The sequence below is a fragment of the Yoonia maritima genome (genome assembly GCF_003003285.1).
Taxonomy (GTDB): Bacteria; Pseudomonadota; Alphaproteobacteria; order Rhodobacterales; family Rhodobacteraceae; genus Yoonia; species Yoonia maritima.
Genome location: NZ_PVTP01000014.1, coordinates 29233 through 44115, shown reverse-complemented (window position 1 = coordinate 44115; position 14883 = coordinate 29233). Strand labels below are relative to the sequence as shown.

The following is a 14883-nucleotide window of genomic DNA, read 5'->3' as shown; positions in this document are numbered from 1 at the left end:
CAGCGCCGAAATAAAACCTGAGCTTTAGAAACGGCTACGCGTTTTACGCGCTCACCGCTATTGGTTCGACTTGTGAAACCGGTTCAGGATCACGCAGAACATAACCACGCCCCCAAACGGTTTCGATATAATTTTCACCTGCGGTGGCCTCGCTCAGCTTCTTGCGCAACTTACAGATGAAAACGTCGATGATTTTAAGTTCAGGTTCATCCATCCCGCCGTAAAGATGGTTAAGGAACATCTCTTTTGTCAGCGTCGTCCCTTTACGCAAACTCAGAAGCTCGAGCATCTGGTATTCCTTGCCTGTCAGATGCACCGTGCTTCCGCCCACGCTCACCGTTTTGGCATCTAGATTAACGTCAATGCGACCCGTTTTGATGATGGACTGCGCATGCCCCTTGGAGCGTCGAATAATCGCATGAATGCGTGCAACAAGTTCTTCGCGGTGGAAAGGTTTCGTCAGATAATCATCCGCACCAAAGCCAAACCCTTTGAGTTTGCTCTCTGTACCATCATCGCCCGACAGGATAAGAATTGGCGTATCAATCCGGCTTAGGCGCAGCTGACGCAATACCTCATAGCCATTCATATCCGGCAGATTCAGATCAAGTAAGATCAGATCGTAATCATATAGCTTCGCAAGATCGATCCCCTCTTCACCAAGATCCGTCGCGTAGACGTTCAGGTTCGCATGGGTCAGCATCAGTTCAATGCTTTTGGATGTTGTTGGGTCGTCCTCGACCAGCAAGACACGCATTTGGGGTTCTCCGCTCTATCGTTTGTCTTGTTAACCTAAACACCGAATGGTTAACCACCCGTTACCACATAATCTCCCGTAGCAATTCAACTCAAAGTTGTCTATAATGTTGTAACGCTGTCGCCTTCAATGCCCCCTCCCCGTGATGTGCGACGGCGTTCTCCCATTCGGCAAATTCCTCATCTGATAATCCGTACCGTTCCAACGCCTCTTTGCGCAGGATTAATCCCGCGGCGACGGCCCGAACAACAGCCGCCTTGCGCGACGCCACCCAACGCCTCGTCTGCTCGCTTGGTAAATCCGCGCGTGTCATCACTGATCCATCAGGCAAGGTAACAGACCTCGGTCCTTCAACTTTGCGTAAATACATTTCACACCCCTTTAGATTACTCCCGGACAAGGTTATCTGCAAAATGACTTAACGCTTCGTATAACCAGCCCTTGAGAGTACGGCGCATTTTCCTATATTTCATATCAAACTCTATCTAATTGGACGCACCATGCCCCTTGATTCGGCGTTGAACTCTCTCGGCTTTGCCAAGCCACCCGCGCAAACACGTGTTGTCGTTGCCATGTCTGGCGGCGTCGATAGCTCTGTTGTGGCGGCGCAACTGGCCGAAGAAGGCTATGATGTGGTTGGCGTCACATTGCAGCTTTATGATCATGGTGCAGCCTTGGCTAAAAAAGGTGCCTGCTGCGCTGGCCGCGATATTCACGACGCCCGCCGCGTCGCAGAAGAAATGGGTTTTCCGCATTATGTGCTGGATTACGAAAACACTTTCCGCGAGGCTGTGATTGATGAATTCGCTGACAGCTACCTTGCGGGTGCGACGCCAGTGCCATGCATTCGCTGCAACGAGCGCGTGAAATTCAAAGACTTGCTGGAAACCGCCAAAGACTTAGATGCTGACTGCATGGCAACAGGTCATTACATCCAACGTCAAATGGGCGACACAAAAGCAGAACTGCATTCAGCCGCTGACGGTAACCGCGACCAAAGCTATTTCTTGTTTTCGACTACTCAGGATCAACTGGACTATCTGCGGTTTCCGCTAGGCCACTTGAAATCCAAAGACGAAACCCGTGCGCTTGCCACAAAATATGGTCTGAGCGTCGCGGACAAACCCGACAGCCAAGACATCTGCTTTGTGCCCGATGGCAACTACGCAAAGCTGATCGAAAAACTGCGCCCCGGTTCTGCCGAAGCTGGCGATATCGTTGATGTGGACGGTAACGTGCTGGGCACCCACAAGGGCGTGATCCACTATACTGTCGGACAACGCCGCGGCTTAGGCATTGGTGGCTTGGCCGATCCGCTGTACGTGGTCAAACTCGACGTCGACAAAAAACACGTCATCGTCGGCCCGCGTGATATGCTGGCTACCCGACGTGTTCCGATACGTGAAATTAACTGGCTGGGCGACGAGAAGTTCAGCGATATGAAAGAACGCAATATTATGGTGCGCGTGCGGTCAACGCGTCCACCAACCGATGCGATATTGCGCCCTATCTCAGAAACCGAAGCCGAAGTGGAACTGATGGTTGCCGAACAAGGCGTATCACCAGGGCAAGCCTGTGTATTCTACGACCCTGATAGCACACGTGTTTTGGGTGGTGGTTGGATTTGGCGCGGCGCATAATACGCCGCGCGATGACTTAGGGCTGGATCATTACCTTACCCTTACGACCCGGCTTCAATGCGGCCTGGATTGCATCGGTGACAGCATCCAAGCCAAATGAACCGCCATCTGCAAGGGTAAGTTTACCAGTTGCAGCAAGCGTCACCAATTCGGTGATAAGGCGCTTGCGGTCTTCCTCAGGCAGGTCTGCGCTGACGCGCGAGCCCCAGAAACCTTTGACCGCTATGTGCTTCATAATCAAGGTGCCCGATGACAAGGTCAGAGGCGCGCCTGTTGCTGTACCAAAAACCACCAGTTCACCGTCAACCGCGAGGAGGTCGGTTAGGTCATTTGCAAGGTCACCACCAACAGAATCAATCGCGGAAACAGCACCTGACGTGCCGACGATGGCGCTTGCCGCTTCTTTCCAATCGGCATCGGTTGTGACAAGCACGTTCTCGATACCCATGTCCGCCAGCTCTTGTGCGGCCTGAGGACGGCGCACGAGGTTCAAAAGATTGATCCCACGCGCCTTGGCCAACACGTTCATAATCTTACCAACCGCACCATTAGCAGCGGTTTGAATGATCCAATCACCCTTCGTGGCTTTCAACGTTTCGAGAAGTGAAATCGCGCTGAATGGCATTGCAATCAATTGTGCACCTAGACTGTCTGAAATCACATCAGGCAACGGCAACACACCAGCCGCTGGCGCGACAAAATATTCGGCCCATGTGCCGTGCACCCCTGCGATTGCCACACGCTGGCCGATCATCGCATCATCAACGCCATCGCCTACGGCATCGATGACACCCACAGCCTCTGACCCGCCGATGGCCCCGGGCAGTTCCGGTTTGTAGCCATAGTTGCCACGGATTGTCCAAAGGTCATGATTATGGATCGGTGACAGGGTCGTTTTGATCAACAATTCGCCCGCTGCAGGCGCAGGCGTCTCAACGTCGGCGGGCTTTAACACGTCAGCGGGTTCACCGAATGTATCATGAATAACGGCACGCATATTTTGTCCTTTGTTTCATATTGTTAAACGTCAGTTAGTCATGGCGCGTTTCCTAAACAAGCGCAGGGGTTTCCCAAAAGCGACGTAAATTTATTACTGGCAGATTAGCACATATCCCGTTACCCAGAGTTCATGATTTATAGTTCCGCATCCGAGTGGCGCGCCGCGCCGCAAAAACGTGTTTTACTGTTTGCTATGTCAGGCTTGGGCAAGACGTATCTGTCTTCCATGCTGCGCGAACAGGGTGATTGGTTTCACTATTCCATCGATTATCGGATCGGTACGCGCTACATGGGCGAACTGATTGCGGATAACGCCAAACGCGAAGCAATGAAGGTGCCATTTCTGCGCGATCTTCTGCGCTCTGACAGCATTTATATCGGGTCAAACATCTCGTTCAACGATCTGAAACCGATGTCTTCGTATTTGGGTAAACCCGGCGACCCTGATCAAGGCGGATTGCCTTGGGATGAATATACCCGACGCCAAGACCAATTCCAGCAGGCCGAAGTCGCCGCATTACATGATACCGGGCATTTCATTGAACGATCGCACGACCTTTACCAGTATCCACATTTCATCTGCGATACAGGTGGATCGATTTGTGAATGGGTTGATGCCAATAACCCTAACGATCCGATCATGACAGATCTGGCTTCAAAAACGCTGATCGTTTGGATCGAAGGTTCTGACGCGCATACGGCCGAACTCGTGCGCCGCTTTGATCGCGAACCGAAACCAATGTCCTATGATCCTGTTTTCTTACTGAACACATGGAACGCATATCTGGTGGAATTTAACGTTGCCCCTGACAAGGTAAACCCAGATGACTTTATCCGCTGGGCCTTTGCAAAGGCGCTCGCGCACCGTCAGCCGCGCTATCGCGCCATGGCAGAACGCTGGGGCATTACGGTACCGATGGATGCAGTCGCATCGGTCAAAGAATCGGAGGGCTTTGTTGGCATGATCGCTGACGCACTTGAGATGCGCGGGTAAGAACCATATTTCTTAATCCCTGCTGCTTTAGGACGAATACTATGCCAATCAAACTGCCTTCCGCCCTGCCCGCCTTTGACGTTTTGTCACGCGAAGGTGTGAGCGTCATGGGCGAAGAACAGGCCGCTCGTCAGGATATCCGCCCGCTGCGGATCGCATTGTTGAACCTGATGCCCAAGAAAATTCAGACCGAAAATCAGTTTGCCCGACTAATTGGGGCAACCCCACTTCAGATTGAGCTGACACTGATCCGGATGTCCGAGCACCAGACGAAAAACACCGCAGCCGAGCACATGGCAGAATTCTATGTGCCGTTCAGCGAGGTCACCGATCAAAAATTTGACGGCTTGATCATCACCGGCGCCCCGATTGAGCATCTACCATTCACGGATGTGACCTATTGGGATGAACTCAAGCAGGTGTTCGAATGGACACAGACCAATGTGCATTCTACCTTTGGCGTTTGTTGGGGGGGGATGGCGATGATCAACTACTTCCACGGAGTACAAAAGCATATTCTCGACGAAAAGCTATTTGGTTGCTACCGCCATCACCTAATTGATAGCGCGTCACCTTATCTCATGGGGTTCTCGGATGATTGCGTCATTCCAGTAAGTCGTTGGACCGAAATGCGCCAAGATGAAATCGATGCAGCGAACGGGTTAAAGACGCTGATTACCAGCGATGAGGCCGGCCCCTGTTTGGTTGAAGATCCTGCGCATCGCGCGCTTTATATTTTTAACCACTATGAATACGACAGCGGCACATTAAAGCAAGAATATGATCGGGATGTCGAAGCAGGTACCGCCATTACCGTGCCTTTGAACTATTACCCCGATGATGACCCAACGAAACAGCCACTCAATCGGTGGAAAAGTCACGCGCATCTCTTATATGGTAATTGGATCAACCAGATCTATCAGACCACACATTTTGAGTTGGACAAAATTGGGACGCAAAACGCTTAAACTTGCTACGTTGGCACTGGGATTTGGCGCAGTGCTTACCGGTTGCGGCGCGCAAAACCGCGCGACGAAGGCTGAACAAAGCTACCCTCCGTTGGGGGATTTCGTGAGCGTTGAGGGGCGACGGGTTCACTATGTGCAATCGGGCCAAGGCCCACACCTGATTTTGCTACATGGCGCAGGTGGCAACTTACGTGATTTCACCTTCTCACTGATGGATCAGCTTACCGACCGGTATACTGTGACCGCGTTTGATCGTCCGGGGCTTGGATACACCGATCAAGTCCCCGGAATTTCCACAGCGCCGACAGCCACCACAGGCGATAGCCCCCAAGACCAAGCACGTATGTTGCGGATCGCATCTGAAATGCTTGGGATCGAACACCCAATTGTTGCAGGGCACAGTTATGGCGGGATCGTAACATATGCGTGGGCCGTCGAAGGGCTAGACACGCCAAGTACCGTGAATGCCCGTGGTATCGTATCGATGGCGGGTGTGACCATGCCTTGGCCTGGTAAGCTTGATCCATATTACACAATCAACGGCAGTGCATTTGGTGGCGCAATTACCGTACCTATGATTTCCGCGCTCGTTCCCCGTGGCGTTGTGAATAACCGGATCGAAGCAACCTTTGCCCCCCAAACAGCGCCGGTTGGATATGCAGATTACATCGGTGCTGGGCTCACCCTGCGCCCTGACAGTTTTCGCGCCAATGTTAGACAAGTGAACACCCTACGTCCGCATGTTGTGACCCTTTCACAGCGCTACCCCGAGCTCACCCTTCCGATTGAAATCGTGCACGGCACCGCTGATACAACTGTTCCGCTGCACATCCATGCAGAAGAGGTCATTAAGATCGTGCCATCAGCAAATCTGACACGGCTGGACGGCGTCGGACATATGCCGCAACAAACCAATCCTGACGCGATCATCGCAGCAATCGACCGCGCAGCAGCGCGGGCCGGATTGCACTAGGCTGCGCTTAAGCCCATAGTAGGGCAGAAGAAATATCGGGAGACACATCATGGATTTGCCCTTTGATGGCGGCATCAGCCAGTTCTATCGTGACGGCGCGCCAGATGACGTGCGCGCAGCGATCAAAACCGCTGGCAAATCTGATATTTTAAACCCCGATTACCCCTACGACAAACGCTGGGACAAAGACGAATATGAAGACGCGCTTGCCGCACTTCAGATCGAGTTAGTACGGATGCAGGCGTGGGTTCGTGATACGGGCCAGCGCATCGCCATCGTATTTGAAGGACGTGACGCGGCCGGCAAAGGTGGCACGATCAAACGCTTGCGTGAAAACCTCAATCCGCGTGTGGCCAGCGTTGTAGCACTTGCTAAACCCACCGATGTTGAGGCCGCACAGTGGTATTTCCAGCGCTATATCGCACATCTGCCACATAAAGGGCAGATCACAATCTTTGACCGCAGTTGGTATAACCGAGGTGTCGTAGAACATGTGTTTGGATTTTGCACGCCCGAACAGCGCGAACGCTGGTTCCATCAAGTACCGGCATTTGAACAAATGCTTGTCGGCGAAGGTATAAAAATCTTTAAAATTTGGCTGAACGTTGGGCAGGCAACGCAGTTAAAGCGTTTTCTTGATCGCGAAAAAGACCCGCTAAAGCAGTGGAAGCTCAGCTCAATCGATGTCAAAGGGTTGGCGAAATGGGACGCGTATAGCGATGCGATTGATGAAACATTGGATCGTACACATACAGATATCGCACCTTGGACCATCGTACGGTCTGACGATAAAAGACGTGCTCGGGTCAATGCGATCCGCAGTATTTTGACCCAGTTGGATTATACCAACAAAGACGCAAAGGCGCTGGGCAGGGTCGACCCGAATGTCGCAGGAGGCCCGGACCTCTGGAATGTCTAAACGCGGTTATCATCACGGCAACTTACGCCAAGCATTGATAAGCGGCTGCCTGACGCTCATCGAAAAACGTGGTCCCACAGGTTTCACCCTATCAGAGGCCGCGCGCGAGGCAGGTGTAACCCCGGCAGCCGTCTACCGTCACTTTGAAGGTCGCGAAGACTTGATCGCCGCGGCTGCCCATCAAGGGTACGAAATGTTCGGGGATGCAATGGATGTTGCATATAGCAGCGGCCAACCGTCCGCACTCGCCGCGTTTGAGGCGACCGGTCGCGCCTATCTTACCTTTGCTCGCGATCATCCAGGGCACTACATTGCTATGTTTGAATCTGGCATTTCGATGAACCGTTCACCGGAACTGAATGCCGTCGCGACCCGTGCGATGGGCGTTTTGGAAAAAGCCGCCGAGGAACTAAGCCAGCACATCCCTGCCGACCGTCGCCCACCGCCGCAAATGTTTAGCGCACATATCTGGGCACTATCACATGGCGTAGTTGAATTATTCGCGCGTGGCAGCCCTGGCACCAAAAGCCCCTTTGCACCTGAAGACCTGCTTGAAAGCGGAATCGGTATTTACTTACGCGGCCTTGGGCTGCTTGACGCAGATAATTAGGGACGACAATGGACGGTTCTTTAGCACTAATTTTCCTCATCACTAGCCTGTCAGATATGGGATTAAACGACTGCAAGGCCGGTCGTTGCTTGCAAGAATACGACGCCACTGCGCGTATCTCTTTGCAAGGTGGACAAGTACTGTTTCAAGAAGAACAGCAAAGCGAAGAAGTCTACTTTGACTATGATATGCCGCGTCAGTTCGGCCCGTTTCAGCCAACGATTGGTGCGTCACTTACGGATGAAAACGGGCTTTGGGTTGGCGCGGGCTTCAAGTGGACAAGCCAAGACATGATCGCAGGCCCCCTGTTTTTGGAAACATCGTTGATGCCCGGCCTCTATGCACGTGGAAACGGGCCCGATCTGGGGGGCAGCCTGCATTTTCGGTCGGCCTTGGGGCTTGGCTATAGGTTCGACAACGGTGGAACACTGGCGCTGCTTTATGACCATCGGTCAAATGGCGACACCCAAAATTTGAACCCAGGACTAGAGACAATCGCGATCCGTTATGCGTTTGTGATCGACTGACCGTTATTTCAACAAAACCAAAGACCGTTCATCCCAGATCACACGCGTCTTGGCGCCAACATCTAATACGGGGCGCCCGATCAGGTTTTTCATTGCAATATTCAACGGTTGCGCGACACCATCTACTCGGACGTCATAATAGGTCATGTCACCGTAATAGACGACCTCATCCACGACGCCATCGACCAACTTACGATCAGTGGTTTCGCCTTCAAACAGAATACCCAATGTCTCGGGGCGAATACCCGCAACTGCAGGACCAACCGAAACTTCTTCAGGTGCTTGTTCCGCCGATATTTTCAGACGGCCTAGCCCCTGAACCGTCACGTCGATCTCCTCAACTACCGCTTTAACTTCAGCATCTAAGAAATTCATTTTACCTATAAAACTTGCTACGCGACGCGAATTTGGACGACGGTAAAGCGTTTCCGGGTCGGCCAGCTGCCCAATCTCTCCTTCGAACATGACTGCGATACGGTCAGACATAACCAGCGCTTCTTCTTGGTCATGGGTGACCAGAATAAAGGTGATCCCGACCTGACGCTGCAGCCGGATCAATTCGACCTGCATCTGTTCGCGCATCTTTTTATCCAAGGCTGAAAGCGGCTCGTCCAGCAACAACACCTTAGGTTTCAAGATCAGGGCGCGCGCCAGTGCTACCCGCTGCCGCTGCCCACCTGACAACGCGTGTGCCGCGCGGTTACCATAGCCAGCAAGACCAACCATCGTTAGCGCTTCCTCGACCATCTTGGCCTTTGTTGGCTTATCAAGGTCTTCAGATTTCCGAAGCCCAAAGGCCACGTTTTCGGCCACAGTCAAATGCGGGAAAATCGCATAAGACTGAAACACCATATTTGTGGGGCGCAGGTTGGCGGGAACATCTGCCATGTCCTTTCCACCAATCATCACAACACCGTCCGAGACGCTTTCAAAACCTGCAATAGTGCGGAGTAGCGTGGTCTTACCGCAGCCCGAAGGCCCTAGCAGGGAAAAGAACTCTCCGGTATTGATGGTCAGGTTGATATCACGCAACGCGTGGTAATCGGCGTAGTATTTGTTAACGCCCGTAAGCGTGATCAAAGCGGTCACAGAAAGCCCCCTTCGTCTTTCACACCTGCGCGGGCCAATCCCCGGCGGCGCAAAAGCTCTGCAATAGTCAAAAGCACGATGGACAAGGCCACCAAGATCGTTCCAAGCGCCATCACGACCGGCAATGATGCAGGAAAGCGTAGCAAGCCCCAGATATAGACGGGCATCGTCGGGCTGGACCCGGATAAGAAGAATGCGATGATGAATTCATCCAGCGAGATCGTGAACGCAATCAGCATCGACGAAATGATCCCTGGCATCACGAGCGGCAAGGTCACTAGGCGGAACGCGGAAAACCGGCTTTCGCCAAGGTCCATAGCTGCTTCTTCCATTGCGGGGTCAAGGTTTTGGAACGCGCCATTTAGGATTGCGATACAAAATGGCGTACAGATCAGCACGTGCGCCGCGATGATCGTCCAATTCGACAGGCCCAGATCAAGGATTTGCACCACAACAACCAGCAATGACACGGCAACGATAATTTCGGGCAAAACCAATGGCAACATGATGAAGCCCATGATCCCCGCCTTGAATCGAAAGCGATGCATTGCCCCTGCCCGCGCGGCACAAACACCCAGAATTGTTGACGTCACCGCCGACACCAATGCGATGAACAGCGAATTCTTAACTGCTGCATGAAGGGATTTGTTGCTTGCCAGTTCTGTGAACCAATCGGTCGTAAAGCCACTTAGCGGAAACGCAATAATCGTTGCGTCGTTGAACGCAAAGATCGGCAGCAAGACGATGGGCGCATAAAGAAAGATCAGATAAGCGATGGCATAGATACGAAGGCTCATGAACGCCCCTTTAGCCAGCGACGGTTGATTAACACAAAGGTCAGACTGATCGCTGTGACACACAACATTGCGACAATAGCCAGCGCGGCGCCGAGTGGCGCGTTATTCAGTGCCAAAAACTGCGTCTGGATCATATTCGCAATCAGCTTACCACCAGCACCACCCATCAGTTCTGGTGTTACGTAATCCCCGATGGTCGGGATAAAGACGATCAACACTGCACCAACCACACCCGGCATCGCCAGTGGTAGCGTGATACGCATAAACGTCATGAATTTGCTTTCACCAAGATCTTGCGAAGCCTCAAGCAGCGAGCGGTCGATTTTTTCAAGCGCCACGAAAATGGGCAGGATCGCAAACGGGGCAAATGCGTGCGCAAGCGTGATGATCACAGCATTCACGTTATACAGAATGAACGTCAGTGGTTCGTCAATCAGCCCCACATTGATCAGCCCAGTGTTGATCACGCCATTATAGCCCAAGATGACTTTCCAAAGAAAAACCCGGATCAAATAGGACGTCCAAAAGGGAATCGTGATCAGGAACAGCCAGAGCGACTTGCGATCTGGACGCACATGGAAAGACAGGAAATATGCCACCGGAAAGGCCAGCAACACGGTCACAGCCGTGACCGACGCCGACACGAACAGTGACCGCTGTAGCAGTGCGCCATAAATCGGCTTTTCGGCTATTTCGCGGTAGTTATTCAACGTGAATGTCGTGTCCAGCGTCATAAAATCTTGCGTCCAAAAGCTGAACAAGAAGATCGCGATCAATGGGAACGCCATAAGCAACAAGGCGTAAAGAAATGGCGGGCTCACCATCAAAAGCCCGCGACCGTTTTCAGAAGAGAGGAATTTACTCAGCATGGACCGATGCTTTCACTGAAGCACGGAAAAGATCAATATCCAAAATGAAATCTAGCCACCGGCTTTACAGATCACCGGACAAAACGTGCAGAATTTATGCTTGTTTGTCAGCTGGCTGCATTTTGCGGCTTAGCCTAACTTTGCCGGCCGTATTTAACTGCGATGCGACGCTTTCAATGTCATCGGACGATCTATTTTGGCTTAGCTTCGATTTGGCTAAGACTTTGGTAACCTCGATCTCAAACGCGACTATATTGTCTAACATGCCCGCCATGAATTCCTTTGGCGCGTCCGACATCTTCCAAGCTTCAGCACCATTTGCGTCGCGCTCATGTTTTTGGGTCAAACGACCGACAGCGGCGATTTTGGATTTGTCGTCGTGCTGGAACGTAATCTTGCCGTGGATATGAACTGTTTGGTAATTCCATGTTGGAACAACCTTGTGATGCTCGGCTTTTGATGGATACCAATTAGGTGAGATATAGGCGTCATCCGATTGAAATATAGCCATAATATCTGATCCACTTGGCAGAAAACGATGTAAGTCATTCGCTAAGGCCAAATGGCCCACCAATCGATCTTTACCGACCGCCATCAATGGAAAATGGTTCGCAACCAAACCTTGATCCGTGTGCGCCACCAAAGTCGCCAATGGAAACTCGGTTATTAATGCCTGCACCGCATCCGTATCAGTTTCATTGAAATGTGCAGGAATATACATCGGGTTTCCTTTTCTGCAGCCAAACCTGCAATGCAATGTGGACCAACACAATGCAAAAAGGGCGGCCCGCTGGACCGCCCCTTTCGAAAACATGTAGCAGCGATTAACGCTTAGAGAACTGGAAGCTACGACGCGCTTTGCGCTTACCGTATTTCTTACGTTCAACAACACGGCTATCGCGTGTCAGGAAGCCAGCAGCTTTCAAGGCTGCGCGCAGTGTTGGATCGTACAGCTGCAGTGCTTTAGAAACACCGTGCTTAACCGCACCAGCTTGACCAGAAAGACCACCACCAGCAACAGTTGCCATGACGTCGAACTGATCAACAACACCAGCAACCTGGAAAGGCTGACGCAGGATCATCTGCAGAACCGGACGTGCAAAGTATTTGTTCATTTCTTTGCCGTTCACTGTGACCTTACCAGAACCTGGCTTGATCCAAACGCGAGCAACCGCATCTTTACGCTTACCAGTTGCATAAGAACGGCCCAGTTCGTCACGAACTGGCTCACGTGGTGCAGCAACTTCTACAACAACTTCAGCTGCTTCAGCGACTTGGCCCAGCTCTTCGAGAGAATTCACTTGATCAGTCATTATGCAGTCCTCGTGTTCTTTTTGTTCATAGACTTAACGTCCAGAACTTCAGGCTTCTGCGCTTCCATACCGTGCTCAGTACCAGCGAATACACGCAGGTGAGTCATTTGCTGACGGGACAGTTTGCCGCCTGGCAACATGCGCTGAACAGCTTTCATGACGACGCGCTCTGGGTGCTTACCTTCAAGAATGTCGGCTTTGGTCTTTTCTTTGATCCCGCCGGGATGACCAGTGTGCCAGTAGTATTTTTCGTCACGCTTGTTGCCAGTCATCTGTACTTTTTCACAGTTGATGACAATAACGTTGTCGCCCATGTCCATATGTGGAGTGAAGGACGGTTTATGCTTGCCGCGCAAGCGCATAGCGATGATCGAAGCAAGGCGACCAAGAACAACGCCTTCAGCGTCGATCAGGATCCATTTCTTGTCGATATCCGCTGGGGTAGCGGTAAAGGTTTTCATATCTCACCAGAAGTTTGGGGTGGCACAAGGCCACAGTCATTCGGATTGGGGCGTTATATAGCGGCTACAAACGCAGTCAAGCACTCAAAGTAATGATTAATCATTAAAAAACAATGGCTTATAAATTAGGTATTATTTTACCCCAGTTAAATTGCAATCCTTTCAGGCGGATGGTCCAATAAGTCCCGCAAACGCTCCATCGCTTGCACGAAATGGGCGTGCGGAACCAAACCATTCACTGCAATGCGCACTGCATGCACTGAACGGCTTTCACGCAGCGCAAAATCATCAGCAGATTTAATCAAAACACCCGCAGCTTCTGCCGCCTGACAGAACTCGCCTGCGCGCCAGCCCATTGGAAGATCGAGCCATAAAAACGGAACTGTTTCAGAATAACGCATGTCGTAACCGTCCAATATCCGAACCGCTGCGAGAATATCATCGCTGATACGCGCCTTTACGCGATCGACGATCACATTCAAATCCGGGTGCTGAATGATCGCAGCATACAGGTCGGTTACAATCCGCGTCACACCAAACGACGTAAATGTAGCAGTGCGCGTCAATGCTTTACTCCACCCCTTCGGAGCAACGGCAAACCCAATCCGCAAAGAAGCCGTGATAGATTTCGACGGTGACGTTAAATACCACCCCAAACCCGGCAAAAGAGCACGGTAACTTGGACCAACACGTTCTGTGTTCATTAACCGATAGCAGTCGTCATCAATAATATGTACGCCATACGCCTGCGCAAGCGTAGCAATCTGTTCACGCCGTTCTGGGGTCGTCTGCTTTACTGTCGGGTTGCATACCTCGGCAGAGGTGCAGAACACCTGAATTTTATGCTCTTTAATTGCGACTTCCAACGCATCAACCATCGGGCCATCATCGTCCCACGGAATACCGATAACCTCGGCGCGGCACAAAACACCGGCTGACCGAAACCCACCATAGCTAAGTTCATCAACGGCGATAACGGGGTTAGCGCCCTCCAGCACACTTTGCAAAATCATCAGAATAGCGTTCTGGCCACCATGGCTTGCAACGATGTTATGAATGTCAAACGCGCCAATATGCTTTGGGTCGAGAGTTCCCGCAAAGGCCTCTCGCGCAGGGAGATCGGTGTCGCGGGTCGGATAACGCAACAACATGTCGGGCGCAGTCGTATCGGCCAGTTCATGCATTGCGGCACGGATGATTTCGCCCTGCCCGACGTCTGGCATTTTTGGGCTAAGAAGATGTGCCTGACCATCACGGTCGAGTGTTGGATCAAAAAACCGATCTGCCGAAGGCAGGCTACGCACGGGCTGAACCTTGGGCTCCGAAACGAATGTGCCACGACCGACACCTGCGTGCAGATGCCCTTCGTCAATCAGCAGCTTGTAAGCGCGCGCAACGGTTCCCGGCGTCACACTGACGCGGTAAGCCAAATCGCGGACCGGTGGCAGCTTTTCTCCCGGCAATAACTGACCAGTAGTGACGCCTTCGCGGATCGCCTGAGCAAGCGCCTGATATTTCGGCTTTCCGGACTCGGCAAGATTTGGCTGCCAAATTGTATCGGATACAATCATTTTCTAGACCTACACAAAAACACTTTGTATCAATCCACGTATAGCAATTAGCTATATTGTGTCAATACAATTGAAGGAATTTCCATATGTCACACGCGCTCCCAGCGGCGCAGTTCGCCGCACTTAGCTCCCAACCTAGCATGCCATTGATGGCACGCGCGGCGGTACGCTTTGCCGTGGCCGTGACAAAATGGGATATGCTGCGAAAAACCCGCCGCCACCTCAAAGACTTAACACCGCATCTATTGAACGATATTGGTTTGGATGCGTCTACCGCCCAGGCAGAACTTTCCAAACCTTTCTGGCAGGCCTGACACGTTTGCATCTTCCTGACTGGGCCGGATACTCTCCGGCCCCTTTTTTGGTCCAAATTACATCACTTGTACCAATACACCC

At 51.9% G+C, this 14883-nt stretch carries 18 protein-coding genes; 8 read left to right on the top strand and 10 right to left on the bottom strand.

The window, feature by feature from the left end; translation table 11 throughout:
* Positions 1–43 precede the first annotated feature (43 nt).
* Complete coding sequence (ctrA, locus tag CLV80_RS16515) at positions 44–757, bottom strand: response regulator transcription factor CtrA (protein WP_106359048.1); 714 nt, start codon at positions 755–757, stop codon at positions 44–46.
* Between the two features lie 91 nt (positions 758–848).
* On the bottom strand, positions 849–1127 hold the full coding sequence (sciP, locus tag CLV80_RS16510) for a CtrA inhibitor SciP (protein WP_106359047.1): 279 nt from the start codon (positions 1125–1127) through the stop codon (positions 849–851).
* Between the two features lie 130 nt (positions 1128–1257).
* Here sciP and mnmA point away from each other — a divergent pair, with 130 nt between their 5' ends.
* Positions 1258–2397, top strand: coding sequence for a tRNA 2-thiouridine(34) synthase MnmA (gene mnmA / locus CLV80_RS16505; protein ID WP_106359046.1), 1140 nt, complete (start codon positions 1258–1260; stop codon positions 2395–2397).
* A 16-nt stretch (positions 2398–2413) separates the two neighbouring features.
* Here mnmA and CLV80_RS16500 read toward each other — a convergent pair whose 3' ends face one another.
* Positions 2414–3394, bottom strand: coding sequence for a zinc-binding dehydrogenase (locus tag CLV80_RS16500; RefSeq protein WP_106359045.1), 981 nt, complete (start codon positions 3392–3394; stop codon positions 2414–2416).
* Between the two features lie 132 nt (positions 3395–3526).
* On the opposite strand from CLV80_RS16500, the gene CLV80_RS16495 reads away from it, so the two are divergent.
* Genes CLV80_RS16495 through CLV80_RS16470 form a run of 6 tightly spaced genes read left to right on the top strand, consistent with a single transcriptional unit; the run spans position 3527 to position 8387 of the window.
* Positions 3527–4390, top strand: coding sequence for an ATPase (locus tag CLV80_RS16495; RefSeq protein WP_106359044.1), 864 nt, complete (start codon positions 3527–3529; stop codon positions 4388–4390).
* 41 nt (positions 4391–4431) lie between these two features.
* Positions 4432–5358 carry a homoserine O-acetyltransferase MetA gene (gene metA / locus CLV80_RS16490; RefSeq protein WP_106359043.1) on the top strand — a complete coding sequence of 309 codons (927 nt, stop codon included), beginning with the start codon at positions 4432–4434 and terminating at the stop codon, positions 5356–5358.
* Entirely contained in the window at positions 5339–6331 is a 993-nt protein-coding gene (locus tag CLV80_RS16485; RefSeq protein ID WP_243394604.1) for an alpha/beta fold hydrolase, read from the top strand. The genes metA and CLV80_RS16485 overlap by 20 nt, the downstream gene beginning before the upstream one ends.
* Before the next feature lie 49 nt (positions 6332–6380).
* The gene (gene ppk2 / locus CLV80_RS16480) at positions 6381–7250 is read left to right on the top strand and encodes a polyphosphate kinase 2 (protein WP_207766607.1); all 870 of its coding nucleotides are present in this window, start codon (positions 6381–6383) and stop codon (positions 7248–7250) included.
* Positions 7243–7860, top strand: a complete 618-nt coding sequence (locus CLV80_RS16475) for a TetR/AcrR family transcriptional regulator (RefSeq protein WP_106359040.1) — start codon at positions 7243–7245, stop codon at positions 7858–7860. Before ppk2 ends, CLV80_RS16475 begins: the two co-directional genes overlap by 8 nt.
* A gap of 8 nt (positions 7861–7868) precedes the next feature.
* Positions 7869–8387 (top strand): acyloxyacyl hydrolase, encoded by a 519-nt coding sequence (locus CLV80_RS16470; protein WP_106359039.1) that lies wholly within the window; start codon positions 7869–7871, stop codon positions 8385–8387.
* A 3-nt stretch (positions 8388–8390) separates the two neighbouring features.
* Here CLV80_RS16470 and CLV80_RS16465 read toward each other — a convergent pair whose 3' ends face one another.
* The 7 genes from CLV80_RS16465 to CLV80_RS16435 form a co-directional block, all read right to left on the bottom strand.
* Positions 8391–9476, bottom strand: coding sequence for an ABC transporter ATP-binding protein (locus CLV80_RS16465; protein WP_106359038.1), 1086 nt, complete (start codon positions 9474–9476; stop codon positions 8391–8393).
* Positions 9473–10273, bottom strand: a complete 801-nt coding sequence (locus tag CLV80_RS16460; RefSeq protein ID WP_106359037.1) for an ABC transporter permease — start codon at positions 10271–10273, stop codon at positions 9473–9475. Before CLV80_RS16460 ends, CLV80_RS16465 begins: the two co-directional genes overlap by 4 nt.
* A complete protein-coding gene (locus CLV80_RS16455; protein ID WP_106359036.1) occupies positions 10270–11142 on the bottom strand; it encodes an ABC transporter permease in 873 nt (290 codons plus the stop codon). Before CLV80_RS16455 ends, CLV80_RS16460 begins: the two co-directional genes overlap by 4 nt.
* Before the next feature lie 94 nt (positions 11143–11236).
* Positions 11237–11863 carry an FMN-binding negative transcriptional regulator gene (locus CLV80_RS16450; protein ID WP_106359035.1) on the bottom strand — a complete coding sequence of 209 codons (627 nt, stop codon included), beginning with the start codon at positions 11861–11863 and terminating at the stop codon, positions 11237–11239.
* A 103-nt stretch (positions 11864–11966) separates the two neighbouring features.
* Positions 11967–12455: a 30S ribosomal protein S9 gene (gene rpsI, locus CLV80_RS16445; protein WP_106359034.1), complete on the bottom strand. Its 489-nt coding sequence runs from the start codon at positions 12453–12455 to the stop codon at positions 11967–11969.
* On the bottom strand, positions 12455–12916 hold the full coding sequence (gene rplM / locus CLV80_RS16440; protein ID WP_106359033.1) for a 50S ribosomal protein L13: 462 nt from the start codon (positions 12914–12916) through the stop codon (positions 12455–12457). The genes rpsI and rplM overlap by 1 nt, the downstream gene beginning before the upstream one ends.
* Before the next feature lie 146 nt (positions 12917–13062).
* Positions 13063–14487, bottom strand: a complete 1425-nt coding sequence (locus tag CLV80_RS16435) for an aminotransferase-like domain-containing protein (RefSeq protein ID WP_106359032.1) — start codon at positions 14485–14487, stop codon at positions 13063–13065.
* A gap of 86 nt (positions 14488–14573) precedes the next feature.
* On the opposite strand from CLV80_RS16435, the gene CLV80_RS16430 reads away from it, so the two are divergent.
* Positions 14574–14801, top strand: coding sequence for a DUF1127 domain-containing protein (locus CLV80_RS16430; RefSeq protein WP_106359031.1), 228 nt, complete (start codon positions 14574–14576; stop codon positions 14799–14801).
* The last annotated feature ends 82 nt before the right edge of the window (positions 14802–14883 follow it).